The organism is Rhodococcus sp. P4_B6 (assembly GCF_056402215.1).
Window position 1 is genome coordinate 78,324 of sequence record NZ_JBFUHV010000001.1, and the last position, 18,140, is coordinate 96,463.

Annotated in this window: 17 protein-coding genes and 1 pseudogene; 6 read left to right on the forward strand and 12 right to left on the reverse strand. The window is 65.3% G+C overall.

Annotation, left to right across the window (positions count from 1 at the left end):
- Positions 1-8: 8 nt before the first annotated feature.
- The 7 genes from phtC to AC1DWT_RS00380 all read right to left on the reverse strand — a co-directional run bounded on the left by phtC (position 9) and on the right by AC1DWT_RS00380 (position 7,654).
- Entirely contained in the window at positions 9-776 is a 768-nt protein-coding gene (phtC, locus tag AC1DWT_RS00350; RefSeq protein ID WP_477919391.1) for a 3,4-dihydroxyphthalate decarboxylase, read from the reverse strand.
- Positions 769-2,847, reverse strand: a complete 2,079-nt coding sequence (locus AC1DWT_RS00355; RefSeq protein ID WP_206013883.1) for an acetate--CoA ligase family protein — start codon at positions 2,845-2,847, stop codon at positions 769-771. The genes phtC and AC1DWT_RS00355 overlap by 8 nt, the downstream gene beginning before the upstream one ends.
- 2 nt (positions 2,848-2,849) lie before the next feature.
- Positions 2,850-4,016, reverse strand: coding sequence for an acyl-CoA dehydrogenase family protein (locus AC1DWT_RS00360; RefSeq protein WP_179377568.1), 1,167 nt, complete (start codon positions 4,014-4,016; stop codon positions 2,850-2,852).
- Positions 4,013-5,086: an amidohydrolase family protein gene (locus tag AC1DWT_RS00365; RefSeq protein ID WP_095861627.1), complete on the reverse strand. Its 1,074-nt coding sequence runs from the start codon at positions 5,084-5,086 to the stop codon at positions 4,013-4,015. Before AC1DWT_RS00365 ends, AC1DWT_RS00360 begins: the two co-directional genes overlap by 4 nt.
- Positions 5,087-5,165: 79 nt before the next feature.
- Positions 5,166-5,330, reverse strand: coding sequence for a hypothetical protein (locus AC1DWT_RS00370; protein ID WP_164062506.1), 165 nt, complete (start codon positions 5,328-5,330; stop codon positions 5,166-5,168).
- A 68-nt stretch (positions 5,331-5,398) separates the two neighbouring features.
- A complete protein-coding gene (locus AC1DWT_RS00375; protein ID WP_095861625.1) occupies positions 5,399-6,688 on the reverse strand; it encodes an aromatic ring-hydroxylating dioxygenase subunit alpha in 1,290 nt (429 codons plus the stop codon).
- Positions 6,689-6,790: 102 nt separating this feature from the next.
- Positions 6,791-7,654, reverse strand: coding sequence for an isocitrate lyase/PEP mutase family protein (locus tag AC1DWT_RS00380; protein ID WP_259375864.1), 864 nt, complete (start codon positions 7,652-7,654; stop codon positions 6,791-6,793).
- A 540-nt stretch (positions 7,655-8,194) separates the two neighbouring features.
- On the opposite strand from AC1DWT_RS00380, the gene AC1DWT_RS00385 reads away from it, so the two are divergent.
- Positions 8,195-9,565 (forward strand): MFS transporter, encoded by a 1,371-nt coding sequence (locus AC1DWT_RS00385; RefSeq protein WP_477919392.1) that lies wholly within the window; start codon positions 8,195-8,197, stop codon positions 9,563-9,565.
- A 212-nt stretch (positions 9,566-9,777) separates the two neighbouring features.
- Here AC1DWT_RS00385 and AC1DWT_RS00390 read toward each other — a convergent pair whose 3' ends face one another.
- Positions 9,778-10,344: a TetR/AcrR family transcriptional regulator gene (locus AC1DWT_RS00390; RefSeq protein ID WP_095861622.1), complete on the reverse strand. Its 567-nt coding sequence runs from the start codon at positions 10,342-10,344 to the stop codon at positions 9,778-9,780.
- A gap of 226 nt (positions 10,345-10,570) precedes the next feature.
- Between AC1DWT_RS00390 and AC1DWT_RS00395 the strand changes: the two are divergent.
- Positions 10,571-10,882 (forward strand): annotated as a pseudogene (locus AC1DWT_RS00395) (nitronate monooxygenase); the annotation flags it as partial.
- Between the two features lie 415 nt (positions 10,883-11,297).
- Here the strand turns inward: AC1DWT_RS00395 and AC1DWT_RS00400 are convergent.
- Positions 11,298-11,759 (reverse strand): hypothetical protein, encoded by a 462-nt coding sequence (locus AC1DWT_RS00400; RefSeq protein WP_083395717.1) that lies wholly within the window; start codon positions 11,757-11,759, stop codon positions 11,298-11,300.
- Between the two features lie 21 nt (positions 11,760-11,780).
- Positions 11,781-12,146 carry a hypothetical protein gene (locus tag AC1DWT_RS00405; RefSeq protein WP_206013885.1) on the reverse strand — a complete coding sequence of 122 codons (366 nt, stop codon included), beginning with the start codon at positions 12,144-12,146 and terminating at the stop codon, positions 11,781-11,783.
- Between the two features lie 468 nt (positions 12,147-12,614).
- On the opposite strand from AC1DWT_RS00405, the gene AC1DWT_RS00410 reads away from it, so the two are divergent.
- The gene (locus AC1DWT_RS00410; RefSeq protein ID WP_206013886.1) at positions 12,615-14,972 is read left to right on the forward strand and encodes an arylsulfatase; all 2,358 of its coding nucleotides are present in this window, start codon (positions 12,615-12,617) and stop codon (positions 14,970-14,972) included.
- Positions 14,973-15,164: 192 nt separating this feature from the next.
- Here the strand turns inward: AC1DWT_RS00410 and AC1DWT_RS00415 are convergent, their stop codons facing one another.
- Entirely contained in the window at positions 15,165-15,392 is a 228-nt protein-coding gene (locus AC1DWT_RS00415; protein WP_072946733.1) for a hypothetical protein, read from the reverse strand.
- A 250-nt stretch (positions 15,393-15,642) separates the two neighbouring features.
- Here AC1DWT_RS00415 and AC1DWT_RS00420 point away from each other — a divergent pair, with 250 nt between their 5' ends.
- Positions 15,643-15,843, forward strand: coding sequence for a hypothetical protein (locus AC1DWT_RS00420; RefSeq protein WP_072946732.1), 201 nt, complete (start codon positions 15,643-15,645; stop codon positions 15,841-15,843).
- Positions 15,844-16,069: 226 nt separating this feature from the next.
- Positions 16,070-16,246, forward strand: a complete 177-nt coding sequence (locus tag AC1DWT_RS00425; protein WP_206013887.1) for a PAS domain-containing protein — start codon at positions 16,070-16,072, stop codon at positions 16,244-16,246.
- 103 nt (positions 16,247-16,349) lie between these two features.
- Here AC1DWT_RS00425 and AC1DWT_RS00430 read toward each other — a convergent pair whose 3' ends face one another.
- Positions 16,350-16,544: a hypothetical protein gene (locus tag AC1DWT_RS00430; RefSeq protein WP_005565087.1), complete on the reverse strand. Its 195-nt coding sequence runs from the start codon at positions 16,542-16,544 to the stop codon at positions 16,350-16,352.
- A gap of 458 nt (positions 16,545-17,002) precedes the next feature.
- Here AC1DWT_RS00430 and AC1DWT_RS00435 point away from each other — a divergent pair, with 458 nt between their 5' ends.
- Positions 17,003-18,052, forward strand: a complete 1,050-nt coding sequence (locus tag AC1DWT_RS00435) for an NAD(P)H-dependent flavin oxidoreductase (protein WP_206013888.1) — start codon at positions 17,003-17,005, stop codon at positions 18,050-18,052.
- Positions 18,053-18,140 lie beyond the last annotated feature (88 nt).

Genomic DNA, 18,140 nt, shown 5'->3' on the forward strand with positions numbered 1-18,140 from the left:
TGTCCGGCTTACAGCCGGACACTCACGTCGGCGGCGGATCCGAGCGAGTGACGGTAGTAGTCCCATGTCCACTCCGCGTAGGTCAGAGCGGCTTTACGGCTGTTGACGAAGCCGGAAACGTCTTCGGCGTCGGCTTGGGTCAGCACGGCCGGTTCGGCGCCGGGTATCGCGTAGGTCGAGAGCGTCAGGTCGGCCAGGGTTTCGAGCTTGATCGCCCGCACTGTGGCTTCCTGCAGTGTCGCTCCGACCGCGACCACGCCATGGCCTCGCAGAAGACACACGTCCTTGTCGTCCATCGCGGCGGCCAACTCCCCGCCGCGCTCGGGGCGGTCGATCAAGACGGCCCGTTCGTAGATCGGCACGCCGCGAACCGCAAGTTCCATTGCGCCGGGATCGTAGGCCCCGATGGTCGGAGTGAGCGGCAATCCCAGTATTCCGACGAGCAGGGACGACCGCGGGTGGCCGTGGACGACCGCACCCACATCGGGCCGTTTGCGGTAGATCTCGGTGTGGATGGGCCATTCTCCGGGCAACGCATAGCCGCCTGGGAGGTCTGTGTTCGTCGATTCCAGATCGACGATGTGGATGTCATCGGCGATGGTGAACTGGACGCCGGGATCGTGTGGTGGGCGGCACCGGACGAGGAACATGTCGCTGTCGGGGACACGCATGCTTACGTGCCCGGTGATTTCCCGCACGCAGCCAGTCGCCGCGAGGATCCGGCAGGACAGCGCGACGGATTCCCTCAGGGCTTGGATATCGGCGGAGTCAGACACGTGAGGTTCCTTTCGTCAGATGGCGGAGGGCGGCGGCCATCCGGGCGGGCTCGGTGAATACCCGGATTCCGGACGACGCCAGAGTGGTCATGCCCGCCTCCGCCAGTGGGCGGGCAACGAGCCAGGTGACGAGGATCGGTACATCCGAACGTGACTTCGCCGCTGCGATTTCGTTGGCGACCCGGACGGCATCGTTGCCGGTGATGCTGGTGAGGACGATGCAGATCGCGTCCACGTGCGGATCGACGGCGACGACGTCGATTACCTCGGTGAACAGGCCGGGTGTGAAGGCTCCCTCGGCGGTGATGTCGAGAGGATTGGCGACGCTGGCGAACTTGGGCAGAAGACCGGCGAGGGCTCGAGCGGTGCCCTCGGTGAATTCTGCTGTGTCCAGATCGTTCAACACCAGCAGATCCGCGGTGGCGCTGCCCGCTCCTCCGGATGTCGTGATGACCGCGGCCCGCCGCCCTCGTGGAGTCGGGTAGTCCGCGAGAGTGGATGCGACTTCGAGGAGCTGGCTCATTTCCTCGACCTGGATGGCGCCCGCTTCCTCCAGGACCGCCCGGTAGGCGTCTTGACTGCCGGCCAAGGCACCGGAGTGCGAGGCGACCGCGCGTTGGCCGGCAGCGGTGACACCGGTCTTGAAGACGATGACTGGGATGCCGGCATCTCGTGCGGTGTGCAGTGCCCGGCGGAATGCAGAACCGTCGGAGACCCCCTCGAGGAACACCGCGATGGATCGCGTGGTGTCGAGACCGGCGAGGTAGCTGATGTAGTCCGCCACATCAAGATCGGTTTGGTTGCCGACGGTGACCCAGTCGCCGATGCTGTAGCCATCGGAAATCTCGCGTGAGACGAGGCTGCCGGCGACGGCGCCGCTCTGGGCGACGAGGCACACTCCCGCCGGGGTGTCGGGGAACTTGTCGATTGCTTGCGAGAACGTCGCCGCCATCTTGTGATGCGCGCTGACGATCCCGATAGTGTTCGGGCCGCACAGGAGCGTGCCGGACCCTGCGACGGCGTCACGCAGTTCGGCGTCGAGAGCGGCACCTTCTGCCCCGACTTCCCCGAATCCGGAGGCGAATACCATCACTGCGCGAACGCCTCGTGCTACGCACTCGCGGACCGCGGCGATGCTGGCTGAGGCCGGTAGGGCGATGCACACCAGATCTGGGGTATCGACGATTTCGTCGATGCTCCGCACCACGGGGAGGCCCTCGATCTCTCCGCCTGCCGGGTTGACTGGGTACAGTGGTCCGCCGAAACCGTTGCGCTGCAGCGCCCGAATCACCTTTCCGCCCGGCCTATCCGGAGCCCGGGAGGCGCCGACGACGGCGATCGATCGGGGCCGGAACAGCGCTGTGAGGTCGGGCCCGGTGGCGGCGGGCGTGGACTCCTGCACAGGCAAGACGACCGCGCTCGCATCGAGGACCAGGCATCGGCCGTCCGGAAGAATCCGAACCGGGTTCAAATCCAGTTCCGCGATCTCCGGAGCCTCGACGGCGAGCCTGCTCACTCGCTCTACGAGTCCACAGAACTGTGCGGTGTCGACCGCAGGCGCCCCGCGGAATCCCTGGAGTAGCCGCGAGGACACCAGGGAGTCCAGCATCCTTGCAGCATGTTCGGCCGTGACCGGTGCCGGATGGCGGGCCACGTCTCGGAACAACTCGACCGTGACACCGCCGAGCCCGACGATGAGAATCGGACCGAAGGTGGCGTCCCGGTTCCATCCGACGAAAAGATCGGTGCCCGGGGGCGCCATCTCCTGAACGACGATGCCGGCGTCGGAGAGACCGAGCTCCGAGATCTTCTGGTCCAGCCGCTCATACGCCCCGCGCACCGCGTCCGAGGTGGACAGCTTCAGTTCCACCAGCCCGGCGTCCGTCTTGTGGACCACCTCGTCGGACACAGCTTTGAGCACGACGGTCCCGCCGAGACGCAGAGCCGTCTCGACCGCTTCGTCATTGTGGGTGACCCGCACACTGGTGACGAAGGGCAAGTCGAGCGACGCGAGAAGGTCGCGTGTGCTCGATTCACCCCACGTGCCGGTCCGGGGAACTGTTGCGGTCACGGTCACAGACCTCCCCTGTTGAGCGCATCGCGGGAGATGAGGAGACGGTGGATGTCGTTGGTGCCCTCGACGATCTGGAATACCTTCGCATCGCGATACGCCCGGGCGACCCCGTATTCCTCGGAAACACCGTAGGCACCGTGGATCTGCACCGCATCGGTGGCCGCCGCCTGTGCGGCGTCGCTCGCAAACATCTTCGCCATGCTGGCTTCGATCCGCGCGCGGCTTCCCGTCTCCATCTCGGACGCGCACTTGTTCGTCAGCAGCCGGGCCGCCTCGATCGAGACCGCCATATCGGCGATCTTCTGCTGGGTCATCTGAAAGCTGCTGATCGGCTTTCCGAAGACGATGCGTTCCTTCGCGTATTGCACCGATGCGTCCAGGCAGGACTGGGCGAGTCCCACCGCACGTGAGGCGACGGCGAGTCTGCCGCGTTCGACGGCGGTCATCGCGACCGTGAAGCCGTCGCCTTCCTCGCCGAGGAGGGCGTCGGGACCGAGTTGGACATTGTCGAGCACCAGGTCACCGCTGCACAGCGGCCGGAATCCGAGTTTGTTGCGCATCGGGTTCTTGATGACACCGGGCGTGTCGGCGGGAACGATGAATGCCGAGAGCCCCTTTTTACCCAGTGCGGGATCGTTGGTCGCGAAGGTCACGAAGAAGGAAGCTTTGTCGAGGTTGGTGATCCATGCCTTCGCACCATTGAGTACGAAGCCGTCTCCGGTCCGCTTGTACCGTGTCTCGGTACCGGCGACGTCACTTCCCGAGCGTGGTTCGGTCACGCCGGCGCCGCCGAAGATCTGGCCCTCGGCGAGTGGGCGCAGCCACTGCTCCTTCTGCTCGTCGGTGCCGAAGGCGAGCAGGCCGCCGCCGACGAGGGCGGACGGCATGCTCATGAAGACACCCAGGCAGTGATCGACCCGCGAGATCTCCTCGATGATCATCGAGAAGGTCAGGTGATCGAGACCCATACCGCCCCATTCGACGGGGACCACCCCGCCGAAGAAGCCGAGGCTTGCCATCTGCTGGAGAAGGTCGAGGGGAATCGACTCCGCCTCGTCGTACGCCTGGACCCGGGGGGCAACCTCGCTGCGCGCGAAATCACGGACCAACTGAATCAGTGAGTCACGTTCGGCGGTGTCGACGGACGGTTCGAGGATGCTGGTCACAGCGCTCCTGCCGCTTCCAGGTTCTTCCGCAGGCGCGGGAAGATTTCGAGGGCGGTGTCGCCGAGCATCTGATCCAGGCCCTTCTCCTCGGCGCCGGGCAGCCCACGCAGCACGGCCGCGATGTCGTCGGCCCAGCCTTCGGTGGTGGTCTTTTTGTGCGAGCCGTCGCCGGGACGCTCGGTGCCCAGAACGATCCGGTCGGCGCCGATGGCCTTGACGAGCAGGTCCAGCGCCTCCTCGGTGTAGAGCGAGGTGTCGTAGTAGCAGTTGCGGACTGCCTCGTCGAAGGTGCCGGTGCGGCCGGTGCCCTCCCAATAGGTGCCGCGGAAGCGTCCGAGCTGGTAGGGAATCGCGCCGCCCCCGTGGGGGACGACGACCTTGAGATCAGGGAACAGCTCGAAAGCCTCGGACTGGACGAGCGACATCACGGCCACGCTCTCTTCGGAGATGAAGTGCAGGCTCTGGTTCTCACGCAGCGACACGCAGCCGGCGGAGTGCACGAGGAGCGGTGCCTCGTACTCGACGAGCTTCTCGTACAGCGGGTACCAGTACTCGTCACCTAAGCCCGGAACCTCCTGCGGTGCACGGCCTTCGCTCGGATCGGGGTTGAGGAGCACACCCACGAAGCCCAGGTCGTTCATGCAACGGTCGAGTTCGTCGAAGCAGTCTTCGATCGGGGCGCCCCATGCCAGCGGGAGGTTGGCCATTCCCTGCAGGCGATCCGGGAAGAAGGCGGACTGGGTGGCGATGGCGTCGTTGACCGTCTGTGCCCACCAGTGGACGATGCGGGCCGGCTTCTCCGAGTGCATGAGGCTGTACGGGCGCGCCGACACCAGCTGCACGTCTGTACCCACGTGGTCGAGCCAGGAGATGTGCTCGCGGGCGAAGTGCTCGAGTTCCTCCGGGGGGATGACTCCGGTCCGGCCGTGGCTCATACCCTCACGTGCCTCGGAGAAGCCCTTGAGGCGGCGGCCGTAGTGACCGCGGGTGCCGATGAGGAACTCACGGTAGCTGTAGAGCTCCGACGGGGCCACGATGTGGCCGTGTACGTCAATTACCTTGCGAGGCATGAACAATTCTCCTTGATTTGAAGATTTTTTGAGATGGAGGGAMTAGGTGGGGGGATTGCCGGCGTGTCGCCCCGGGGGGCTATTCGGTGTACACCCGAACCGGGTGACGGGTCTGTTGGTAGTGCTCGACGGCCGCGATGATGGTGTCCTCACCGATGGCCACGATCCACCCACAATCGCGTTCCCGGCACACTGCGGTGGGGAGCCACTCTCCACAGACCGCGCAGATACTGCCGGTTTTCACGTGCCCTGGGTGTTCGCACGGTTGGCGGTTCGGATTGGAATTCCTGGCGAACTCGATGAGATCGGTTCTCATGAAGGAACTCGGCTCGCTTGCTCTGCCTCGGCATCGATCAGTTTCGAGAGCGCGGTCAGTCGAGGACTGTACAGGCTCTGGGTCCGCAGGAACGCCGAGACGGGGTTGCCCTTGGAGGCGCCGCCGAAGCCGAGTTCCTTACGCTCCATGGGAAGCTCGATGACATTGCCTTCGGTGGCCGGGTCGTACACGTTCATCACCGGTTCGCCCGCCTCGTTCGAGTCGAGCTGCTTGCGGAGCAGGGTCCGGAAGAGAGCGATGCCCTGATCCGAGGAGCTGAGGTTCTCGTCGTGGCGGCTCGCAATCGGTCCTTGCGTCACCCACACCATCGCGTCCTGCGAGTCGATGGTGTCCATACGGAAGGTTCCGTCGTCGTCCTGCAGCTTGACGTCGTAGATGTCAGGAAGCTGTCGAACCTGCTGGACCAGATGGGAGAACTTCTCCTCCACGTCGAACCAGCAGTACCAGAAGTGCAGGGTGTTCGTGTCGTCGACGGGAACACGAATCTGCAGCGACTGCAGTCCGTATCCGCCCACCTTGAGAATGTGGGGGAAGTACACGGGGTGTCCGGTCCGCCAGTCCTCGGACTCCTCGGTCTGTCCTTCACGAAGACGACGCTTGATGATGCCGTAGTCGACGAGATCGAATCCGATCTTGATGTGGTGACCGGCCAGTTCGGTCGGCTCCTCGCCGGCACGTTCGAGGGTGTAATTGAAGTACTTGCCGTGCAACCACTCGACGTGGGTGGGATCGAACGAATTCTCCATGATCTGGAGCCAGTTGCAGGGGATGATCGCCGATCCGATGTCCCGAAATTGCGTGCCGTTTTCCTCGAGCGTGAACAGATCGAGCAGGGGCAGCGCCGGGGCCGGCCCTTCGCCGAGGTAGGCGAAAATCAGGCCGGCGAGTTCACGCACCGGATAGCCGGTAATCGAGGCGCGCTCTCGCAGGCGCGGCGAGGCCGGTTCCTGATTGGGTTGTTCGAGGCAACTACCCGTGCCGTCGAAGAGCCACCCGTGGTAAGCACATCGCAGCCCTGGCCCGTCAGGGAACCCGTACGCCAACGACGCACCCCGGTGCGGGCACTTCCGTGTGACCAGACCCAATTCTCCCGCCTCCGAACGGTAGAGCACCAGGTCTTCACCGAGGATTCGCACCGGCTTGACCGGGTTCTCGTCGAGCTCTGTCGCGGCGGCGACCGGCAGCCAATACCTCCGGTAGAGCTCTCCAGCGGGAGTTCCCTTGCCGACGCGGCTGAGTCGTTCGTTGAGTTCAGGTTGAAGCATCAGGACCTCGCACTTTCCGAAACGGACGTTGTTTCATCAATTAGGCTAATCATAGGACCAACCTCCTAGCAAGAGGGTAGAGCAAATAGATTTCGGCGGAACCTACGTTCCCGGCTCGGTGGTTTCGCGCTCGATCGCATACAACTCCTCGAGCCCCGCCATCTCCTGGAACTCCTCCCAGATCCGGAAGGCGTCCGCGGGATTTCGGCCGCTGGACCGGCCCTCCGCGTGCCGCTGATACACCTCGGTGACCGCCGCCCAGGCGGCGGTCTGGCCGGTGACGGGGTCGATCACCAGGGCGTAACCCATATCCGCCCACTCGTCGGGCGTGTGCAGATCCAATGACGTCAACGTGGCGACCGGGCAGTCGAGCTTCTCCGGAATCAGGGCCCGTTGTTCGGACCCCTCCGGAAGCAACATCACAGCGTCGGCGCCGGCATCGCGATACGCCCTGCAGCGTTCTATGGCGTCATCGAAACTCTCATTCTGGATCGCCCCGGTTCGCGCGATGATCAGCAGGTCAGGATCCTCGCGCGCCTGGACGGCGAATCGTACCTTCTTGACCATCTCCTCGGCCGGAATGAGGTGCTCGATATGGCGGTGATGGCTCACCCGCTTCGGCGCGACCTGGTCTTCGATCTCGATCGCGTGTGCTCCCGCCGTCTCCAGTTCCGCCACGGTGCGGGCCAGGTGAACGGCATCACCGAATCCGACTCCCCCGTCGACGATGAGCGGCAGGGTGGACCGCCGCCGCACCGCAGCCACGGCGGAGGCCAGCTCGGTAAGGGTCAGCAGCGCCTCGGACACCGCCAGCGAATACCCCAGGCCTCCGCCGCCGAGATACCCCGCCTCGAAGCCCAGGCGCGTACACAACCGCGCGGTGAGCGCGTCCGGCGTGTACGGCACGATAATCGGGTCCTTGCCTTCGAGACGGCGTCGAAAGCTGGCTCTGTCGATTCGAGTCATCGGGTCGCGTTTCCTGTCTGGATCAGATCGATGGGATATGTCCGCTATGACTGCCCGCTCACCCACCGAGCACCTTTACGCCACTGCGCTGCTCGCACAACGGATTCGCTCAGCGGCTGATGGCACCGGTAACTCGTTTTCTCGCAGTCGAACTCGCAATCGCCGCCATCGATCAGAAGCAAGATTCGGGGTGGAGCCATGCGGTGTGCCCCTACGATAGACCATTGGTTCAATGATTATTCGATATGTGCCACATTTTTCACACTTTCTCAGTGGTTCCACGGCGTCGCAAACGTGTGGTGCCGACCACTCTATTCGATACCTCGTCGCAGTTCAGCCGCCATTTGTGAGCGAATCGCTGTCTGCTACCCGCCATTTGTCGGTCCGGACTCCGCCATTGGAATGGGTACGACATTCGGTATTGACGCACGTCACATAGAGGGTAATCATAGGACCAACCTCACACACCGGGACGCGAGGCCGCCTGTCTGCTCACCTGCTTCAGACGCACGGCATACCAACCATCAGAGGAATTCAGCAATGAGTGGAGACCCATCCAATCTTCCCCTGGCCCAGACACACGGCAACACCGTTGTCTCCCAACAGGAAGTCCGTCGCGTAACCATCTCCAGTTACCTCGGCAACACGATCGAGTACTACGACCACACACTTTTCGCCTCGRCTGCCGCCTTGGTGTTCGGCCCACTGTTCTTCTCGAACCTCAGTCCCGCCCTCGGGACCATGGCATCCTTCGCCATCCTCGCCACCGGCTATGTTGCGCGCCCCCTCGGCGGCGTCGTCTTCGGATACCTCGGCGACCGCTATGGACGCAAGTCCACCCTTCTCATGACTATGACCATCATGGGGATCGGCAGTGGCCTGATCGGATTTCTTCCGACATACGACCAGGTCGGAGCAATCGCGCCGATCCTTCTCGTTCTTCTTCGTATTCTGCAGGGCTTTTCGGTCGGCGGGGAATGGGGCGGTGCCGCACTGATGACTGCCGAGCACGCGCCGGACGGTCGCCGCGGCCTCTACACAGCGATCGGCCAGGCCGGAATGGCTTCGGGAGGCGTGGCATCGACCCTGGTCATGGCGCTCACGACCCAGCTCCCGGATGAGCAGTTGTTCTCGTGGGGCTGGCGCGTACCATTCCTGCTGAGCTTCGGACTCCTCATCGTGGGTCTTTACATGCGACTGAAGGTGACCGAAAGTCCCCTGTTCGTGGCATACGCCGAACGAGGCGAATCCGTCAAGATGAGCCGATCACTCCTCGATAACCGAGGCGCACTGCTGCGCGGACTCTTCGCCAGCCTGCCCTCGACGATGTCGTCCTCGCTGTTCGGCAGCTTCGCGGTCTCCTATGCGGTAGGCGCCGGCCACAGCCGCTCCATCGTGCTTACCGCACTCGCAGTCGGATGGGCTCTGTCCACTGTGACCATGCCCCTCTACGGTTCGCTGTCCGATCGTGTCGGGCGACGCACCGTATACATCACTGCCGCACTCACGCTCGTCGTGATCGCCTATCCCTTCTTCTGGGCCATCCACACCATGAACACGGCTCTGTTGTTCCTCGCCTTCATCGTCGTGTTCGCGGTGGTCGCGATCGGCATGCAGGCGGTGATCGCGGCGCTCCTGACCGAAATGTTCCCGACCGAGTCTCGCTACACGGCGGTATCGATTTCATACCAGGGCAGCGCCATCCTCGGCGGCCTCGCCCCGGTCATCGCCACCTCTCTGATCACCGCCGCGGACGGCGGCGCACAGTGGGTAGCTGTGATGGTCGCGATCGTTGCCGTGCTCGGGGCAACCATGGTCTGGACAACGGGGGAATCGAGCGGCAAGAGCTTGAGCGCCCGCAACACTGACAGAGAACACCCCGCCCAGCCCGCAGTCGACCCCGTCGGCTGACGCCCAACTCCCTCTAGCTCCGGGCGTCGTGTCGGACCGAACCATCGATCCGTTCCGACACGACGCTTGGCCGTCGACCTCCAGACGGTTGCAGGGCAGAGCCGATACCCAGTCCGGCAGGACGCTCTCCTGCGCTGTGAGTGACCACCACACCACTCTCCAGGGTTCTCATCGGAGGCTCCAGGCACCGGAACGCGCGCAGTCCGAGATGTTCACTCGCAGGCCGAAAGGAGGTTCTCGACCGCGCTGACGACTACCTGGCGTCGGCGCGCTCTGTCCCGGGGTGCGACCGCGCCAAGCTCGGGTGTCTGGATATGCCAGGACATGGCAAGTGCGCGAACAATGGTAAGAATTTCGTGGGCTGTGTACTGAGCCGGCAGATGCCCTTCCTGCTGTGCCTGAGTGATCTTTTCGAGCTTGGACTGATTCGATGCCGCGATGGACTGCAGTGGCTCCCCGTCGGGCCGCTCGAGCTGATACCAGGTTGCCAGCCTCAGCGTCGACGGATTGTCTTCGTAAAGATCGAAAGCCCGGCCGACATAGCCGGCCAGGTCGGTGGCATCGAACTGGACAGAGTCGGTGAACGCCACCACCTGACTGCTGAAGACCGAGTCGAAGAGGCCGTCCTTGTTCCCGTAGTACGCGTAGATCAGCGACTTGTTGGCCTGCGCTACGGCAGCGATCCTGTCGACACGTGCTCCCGCGATCCCGAACTTCGAAAACTCAGTTGTGGCCGCGTCCAGAATTCGTTTCTTCGTCGCTTCTGAGTCCCGTGCCATACCGCCATCATAACAACTAACTAGTCAGTTTGAATTGCTTGTATCTAGCGCCGCCTCCTGCAACAAATGCCGACACGACGGAACCCCGATCCGGCGGAACCCCCGGCTGCGCTTGCCGTACAGCTTCGTCCCGGAAACCCGTGCTCCAACACTGACGTCGCTGGTGCACCGCCGACACGACCGGATCGCCGCCAACCTACTCGCCTCCGACGCCCTCACCACATACATGCACGGACCCGGGATCGGGCCCGTGCAGGATCATGGTGCGCGCGCGAACGTGTTGATCACGCAAGGAGCCGAAGCCGGCGGTCATCGTGCCACCTTCCCCTGCCGTCCGGGCGGCGATCTCACCGACCCGATCGGCCTGATCGCGTTGATGCAGTTTGTTGCGCGGCATCGTCTTCCAGGTCCCCCTGGTGGTCAGCGCATCACCACCGGCGCTGGGCTGGCCGCGGCGCTGACAGATGAGGCAGCCGCCGCGCAGCTCGGATCGGTCTTCATACGTTGCCCGGAGGCGGGTACCTCGGCGGTGGTGCGCGACGCACTCACCAGGGGCAGGCCGACCGTGCCGAACTGGCACGACTACGCAAGGAGAATGCGGCACTCAAACACAAGGTCGTTCGTCGACGAGCTCACCGCAACCGGGATCGGGGTCCGCACAGCGTGTGGGCGGGTCGGGCTGCCACGCTCGACCTACTACCGGCTCACCCGCCGCTACCGGCATTACCAGCCGGTGGCCGACCCGATACCGCAGAAGAACCGACGGCAACCGGCCGCGCTGACCGCCGCCGAACGCACCGCCATCATCGCTGTGCTCGAATCCGACGAGTACGCCGAATTACCTGTGGTGCAGACGTATTGGCGGGCGTTCGATGCGGGAACGGTCGGTTGTTCGGAGCGGACCTTCTACCGGGTCGCGACCGAACAGAACATGGTCGGCGATCGCTTCGGGCTCACAGCTCCGGCACCGGCACGGCCCCGAAGTCACCCTCAGTCGACGCCGACAGGATCCGGGCCAGCTCCGGATCGGCATACACCTCCGCCGTGTGGCGCCACGTCTCGATCGTGCGGGCCGGCGGAGCCGGATTATCCAGCGATGAGCCTGCCCGCAGCGAGGCGATCAGCTCGTCGACGAAGTCGGCGACCTCCTCACCCGAGAGGTAGCTCACCCACGGGAACGCCGCCGCAACTACCTTGCGCACCAGATCACGGTCATCCGAGTGCAGCAGGGCGTCGACCATCGCCGTCGCCGCCGCGAGCACCTCCCGTGCCTGATCCGCCCGCGCCGCCGTCATCAACACCAGATCCTCATCGTCGCGGCGCGTCACCCGCAGCGGCCGCGCTCCCGACCGCTGCCATTCCGACAGTGTCGCCTTCCCCTTGTTCTGGATATCCGAGAACGGCACCTCACCCACAGACATACTTTCAATGTACTTTTAAAGTGCGTGGTCGGCAAGATATGGGCAGGGGCTCCGCTGATCAGATTCGTCCAGGATCCGAATCGGTGAACCGTCGTATTTCACCTGTCTCATCGGAGCCATCGCTGTCGCGGCGTGGCCGCACCGCACACCCGGATACCCGGACTGCGCGCCCCGTCGCGCGGCCGCTGACTTTGCCGGCTCCCGGGTGACCGTGACCAGGGCACTTGTTGCCGCGATCGCGACCACGAGAGTGATGACCAGGGTCACCGAGACCTCCGAGGCGGAGGTGCCCACGAAGGCGAGCGCGGCGAGTACCCAGAGGGCGAGGGCCGCCGCTGCGTGATGGGTGCTGACGACGCCGATACGGGTGGCCCACCGCAAGAAAGGACGAACAGCGGGGGAACTGAAATACGCCGACCGTCGTCAGACGCGTTCGGCGGCGTGCTCGCGCAGGTACTCGCGCAGATACGGCATGGTGAAGTCGAGCATCCCGTGACCGACCGACGCGATCAGCTCGGGCCGTCATCCTGCGACATCACGACGAGGAAGCTGCGATCGAATCGGAGATCCCCGCGAGGCCCTACCCCCAACCGAGGGGCCGGCAGCAGGTCAGCGGCAGCTCTCATCCCCGAGCTCACGACGCCGGGGGCGACCTGCGTGGCGACGGAGCCACGCCCATGTCGAGCGGCGATCGCGTGCGCGCTCGGGCCACCCCCACCAGCGCAGTGGGCTTGGTGTCACGCGGGTCGTCCCGCCGATGTGTTACCCCATTAGCCTCTGGCGATGACCGGGTGGGTAGTGCTTTGGTGGATGAAAGGGGGGCAGACCCGATCGATCGAGGAGCCGGTCATGGCCAAGCCGTTCAGAGGTGTCGTCAATCTCGATATTCGTGATTCGATCCCGGACTGGGGTCCGTACGAGCAACCGAAGGCCCCGCCCGGTTCGCCGAACGTCCTCTACATCGTGCTCGACGACGTCGGCTACGGCGCCCTGGGCTGCTACGGCGGCCCGATCGAGACCCCGAACATCGACAAGATCGCCGCGAACGGGCTGCGGTACGGGCAGTGGCACACCACCGCGCTGTGTTCCCCGACCCGCTCTTGCCTGCTGACCGGCCGCAATCACACCACCAACGGGATGGGCTGCATCAGCGAGGCCGCCAGCGGTTTCCCAGGCGCGAATGGGCACATCCCACCCGAATGCGCCACCCTCGCCGAGATCCTGGTCGAGCACGGCTATTCCACCGCGATGGTCGGCAAGTGGCACCTGTGCGCCCAGGACGAGATGAACGCGGCATCCACCAAACGGAACTGGCCGATCGGCCGTGGATTCGAACGCTTCTACGGCTTCCTCGGCGGGGAGACCAACCAGTGGTACCCGGACCTGGTGCACGACAACCACCCGGTTCAGGCTCCGACCACGCCGGAGCAGGGGTACCACCTCGGTGTCGACATCACCGACCGGGCCATCGAGTACCTCGACGACGTCAAGGCGATCGCCCCGGACCGCCCGGTGTTCCTGTACTACGCGCCGGGCTGCGCGCACGCCCCGCACCACGTGCCCCGCGAATGGGCCGATCACTACCGCGGGAAGTTCGATACCGGGTACGAGGCGATGCGCGAGCAGATCCTGGCCCGGCAGAAGCAGATGGGTCTGGTCCCGCAGAACACCGAGCTGCCCCCGCTCAACCCGGTCGGCACCCCCGAGAACCGCACCGGCCTCGACGGTCAGCCGTTCCCGCCGCTGGACTTCACCCGCCCCTGGGACACCCTGTCCGACGACGAAAAGCGCCTGTTCGCCCGGATGGCCGAGGTGTACGCGGGATTCCTGTCGCACTGCGACGACCAGATCGGCCGCCTGCTGGCCTACCTCGAGGACATCGAGCAACTCGACAACACCATCATCGTGCTGGTCTCCGACAACGGCGCGAGCGGCGAGGGCGGACCCAACGGCTCGGTCAACGAGAACAAGATGTTCAACGGCGTGCCCGACGACCTGGCCGAGAACCTGATGATGCTCGACGAACTCGGCAGCACCAACACTTACAACCACTACCCCAACGGGTGGGCGATGGCCTTCAATGCCCCGTTCAAGATGTGGAAGCGCTACACCTTCAACGGCGGCACCTGCGACCCGTGCCTGATCTCCTGGCCCGCCGGGATCACCGCCCGCGGCGAGACCCGCGACCAGTACCACCACGCCATCGACCTGGTCCCGACCCTGCTCGACTGCCTCGGCCTCGAACTCCCGGACACGATCAAGGGGTACGCCCAGCACCCGCTGCAAGGGGTGAGCATGCGGTACAGCTTCGACACCGGCACCATCCCCACCGCCAAGCACACCCAGTTCTACTCGATGCTCGGTAGCCGGGGGATCTGGCACGACGGCTGGAAGGCCGTCACCACCCACCCCACGATCAGCGGCTGGAGCCATTTCCCGGACGACACCTGGGAGCTCTACCACACCGATGTGGACCGCGCCGAGCTCCGCGACCTCGCCGCCGAGGAGCCCGGCCGACTGGCCGAGCTGGTCGGGCTGTGGTTCCACGAGGCCGGCGCCAACCAGGCGCTGCCCCTCGACGATCGTCAGCCCGTCGAGATCCTCACCACCCCACGCCCGCAGCCGGTGGCCCCGCGCAACCGCTACGTCTACCGTCCGGGGGGCGCCCCGGTGCCCGAGTCGGTCGCGGTCAGTGTCCGCAACCGCTCGTATTCGATCGGGGCACTCGTCGACATCCCCGACCCGGGCGCGTCCGGGGTGCTGTTCGCCCACGGCGGCCGGTTCGGCGGCCACACCCTGTACGTCAGGGACAACCGGCTGCACTACGTCTACAACTTCCTCGGCAGCGAACAGCAGAGGATCGACGCCACCGAAGACGTGCCGACCGGTCACAACGTGATCCTGGCCGCCTCCTTCGACAAGGACGGTGAAGATCCGCCCGGCACCGCCCAAGGCGTGCTGAGCCTGTACTACGGCGACCGCAAGGTCGGCGAGGGCCGGATCCGGACCCAACCCGGCCCGTTCGGTCTCGGCGGCGCGGGCCTCACCGCCGGCCGCGGGGGCGCCGAAGCCGTCACCGACGACTACCCCGGCACCACACCCTGGGCGTTCACCGGCGGCACCCTGAACCGGGTCGCCGTCGACGTCAGCGGCGAACCCTACGTCGACCTCGAACGCGCAGCCGCCGCCATGCTCTCCCGCGAATAGCAAGATCGAAACGACGAGGCGTCGGGCTCTGCCGACATGATGTGCTCGGTGGAGCCCGCGCTTTCCGTCGAACGTGTCCACCGATCAGCATTCCTGTTGTGCCCCAACAACTCCGAGATGCGGGCGTCAGCGTCCTGATCGGCCGTCGCGGTATTGCCTGCTGCGCGCCTCGCCGGCCAGCGGCCCGCGAGGCTACCAGCGAGAGACGACGCTCGGGTTCGGCTCGTCGCTGCCCCGAATCGCGACCGGAGTCGCCGGCGTAATCAGGAGGCGAACCGTCGAGTTCTGGCTGACGAAACCGACGAATCCGCCGTTGCCGTGGTCTTCGAAGATGCCCCTGATGGCGTCCTCGAGGCCGTGGGCGGCGGCCGCATCGGCGAGCGGATAACGGACCCCGTCGTAGATCGCTTCGTAACTCATGATCCTTCTCCCGCTGGTGTCGTGGTCCTCCCAGCGTAAGAGCGCCGGGCGAGCAAGATGTCGATCGGCGGGAGTCGGTCGACAGGCTCCCACCGACAACGGTGTTTACCGCGTGTTCAATCCGTGCGGGCACGCTCTCTTCCATGAGTACTCGCCATCAGCCGCCCCCGGAGGACCGTCCACCGACGAGAACGACACCGACACGTCGAAACTGCCCGGACCTCACTAACCACTGAGGCACCGACTACCGATGACGCAACGCCACCCGAACGCCCTCCGCTACTACTCCACACGAAAGGACGCCATGACCGACGGACCGGCCGAGTACACGCCCCCAGGTTCCGCACGGACACACACCACCGAGTGGATCAAGGCCCATCTCGAGCGGATGGACCGTCCCGACCCGCAGGCGGCACCGATCACCGGCGGGACGACCACCGAGCCGACCTGACTCGCGCGGCCGACCACGACCAGCGGGGCCAGCAACGGTACCGCCCCGCAGGGTGGGTCAGCGCGCGAGACGCGCGGCGTCCGCCCGGGAACCGAGCGCACCCCCGACCGATCCCGCGGACCACAGAGATTTGGAACCCGAACATCCGCACACACCGCCACCGGCGCACGGCGGTGGCGCTGAGCGGCGAGGAGTGCGGTACCTGTTGGCGCGCAGCCTTATTCCGATGCTCATGCACGACCAGTCGCGCCTACTCGACGTCAATCAGATGTTCGCGACCCTGCTGGGATACGACCTGCCCGAGATCGCCGGCCTGCACGTCCACCAGGTGATCCACCTGAATGACACCGCCATCGGCTCGCCGCGACCGTTCGACGCACATGAGAACGCACCCATACCGTGAGAGCCCCGGAGCGGTAATGCGGAAACACTGATAGGCGAAATCCAAGTGAGGACAGTCCCCGACCCGAGGCCGGGGACTGTCCTCGCGTTTGAGGGCTCGCGCGTCAGTTACCGAACCGGAACCAGAATCGGATCACCCGGCCGAGGGCGACGATCACCTTCGCGAAGTCGCGGAGACCGGCGGTGCTGCCGGTGAGGATAACAATGAGGATGGCGGTGACCAGGCAGGCGGTCACGAAGAAGACAAAGCACGCGGCAATCACCAAGGCGATCGAGACGAGAATTTCGGGTTGGGCCATGTGGACCTCCTTCTGTTGGCGGACACGCGACGACAGCGACCGTTGTGGTGCTGCCCAATGAGTGATCTCCAACAGAGGGACGGGCCCTCCCCACCCGCAGGTGGGATACCTAAATCATCGCTTGGACCTGGCACTTCCGTCAATAGAGGCATCGAAAAACGGTACGCGAGGTTGACACAGGTATGCATCACGCTCCGCTGACAACTCAGGAGATGACCGAGGACGCAGTCCGCCGGTTTGCTCACGTCGTGCGGTGAGGGCGACGACGAGCCGCTGCACTGTCTCGCCGAACGCGCAGCAGATGGCTCCACCGATACCCCGGTACCCGCCGCGGCATCGCCGCCGGGCCGGATCTCGATTCACCCCCGACCACCCCGATGGCCGGGGAATACTGGAGGGATGCGGATCGTGTTGATTCTCGGCGCCGTCGGGTTGGGACTCGAGGAATTGGAGTCCGCGTGATCCTCGACGCCATCGGTGCGCCCATCGTTCTTGCCCCGATGGCCGGCGGACCGTCCACGCCGGAACTCACCGCGGCCGTCACCGAGGCGGGCGGGTTCGGCATCCTCGCGGCCGGATATCTGAGCGCCGACGTGCTGGCGCAACGGATTTCACAAACGCAGCAGCTCACCTCGGCGGGGTTCGGGGTGAACCTGTTCGCGCCGGGAAAGCCGACACCGGTCGAGCAGATCGCGCCGTACCTCGACGAGCTCGCCGCGACCGGAGCCGAAGTCGGCGAACCGCGTTTCGACGACGATGACTGGTCCGCCAAGCTCGACCTCCTCGTCGCCGATCCCGTTGCGGTGGTGTCGTTCACGTTCTGCTGCCCGTCGCCGACAGAGATCGAGCGACTGCACGCCGTCGGGTCCGAGGTGTGGGTCACCGTGACGTCGACCATCGAGGCGCAGGTCGCCGTGACTGCGCGCGCGGACGTGTTGATCGCGCAAGGAGCCGAAGCCGGCGGTCATCGTGCCACCTTCCTCTCCCGTCCGGGCGACGATCTCACCGACCCGATCGGCCTGATCGCGTTGATGCAGTTGTTGCGCGGCACCGTCTTCCCGGTCCCCCTGGTGGCCAGCGGCGGCATCACCACCGGCGCTGGGCTGGCAGCGGCGCTGGCAGCTGGTGCAGCCGCCGCGCAGCTCGGATCGGTCTTCATGCGCTGCCCGGAGGCGGGTACCTCGGCGGTGGTGCGCGACGCACTCACCAGGGGCCGGCCGACCGCGCTCACTCGTGCGTTCACCGGACGGTGGGCGCGTGGCATCCGCAACCGATTCCTCGACGAACACACCGCCACCGCACCCGCTGCCTACCCGGAGATCCACTACGCGACGTCGCCGCTGCGCCAGGCCGCGCGTGAGAGCGGAGACGGCGAAGCGGTGAATCTCTGGGCCGGGCAGTCCTACCAGCTCGCGAAGGATCGGCCCGCCGCCGAGGTGGTGCAGCGCCTGGTCAAGGGGTGCCGCGTATCGCTCGAGGCTGCGGCGAAGCGGATCTCACCGCCGTGACCTCAGTGTCGGGTCCGCGCCGAGCCACCGTCGTGTACAGCAGTTGCCACCCCGTATTTCATCGCTGAGTTAGAGCCGGCATCGCCGT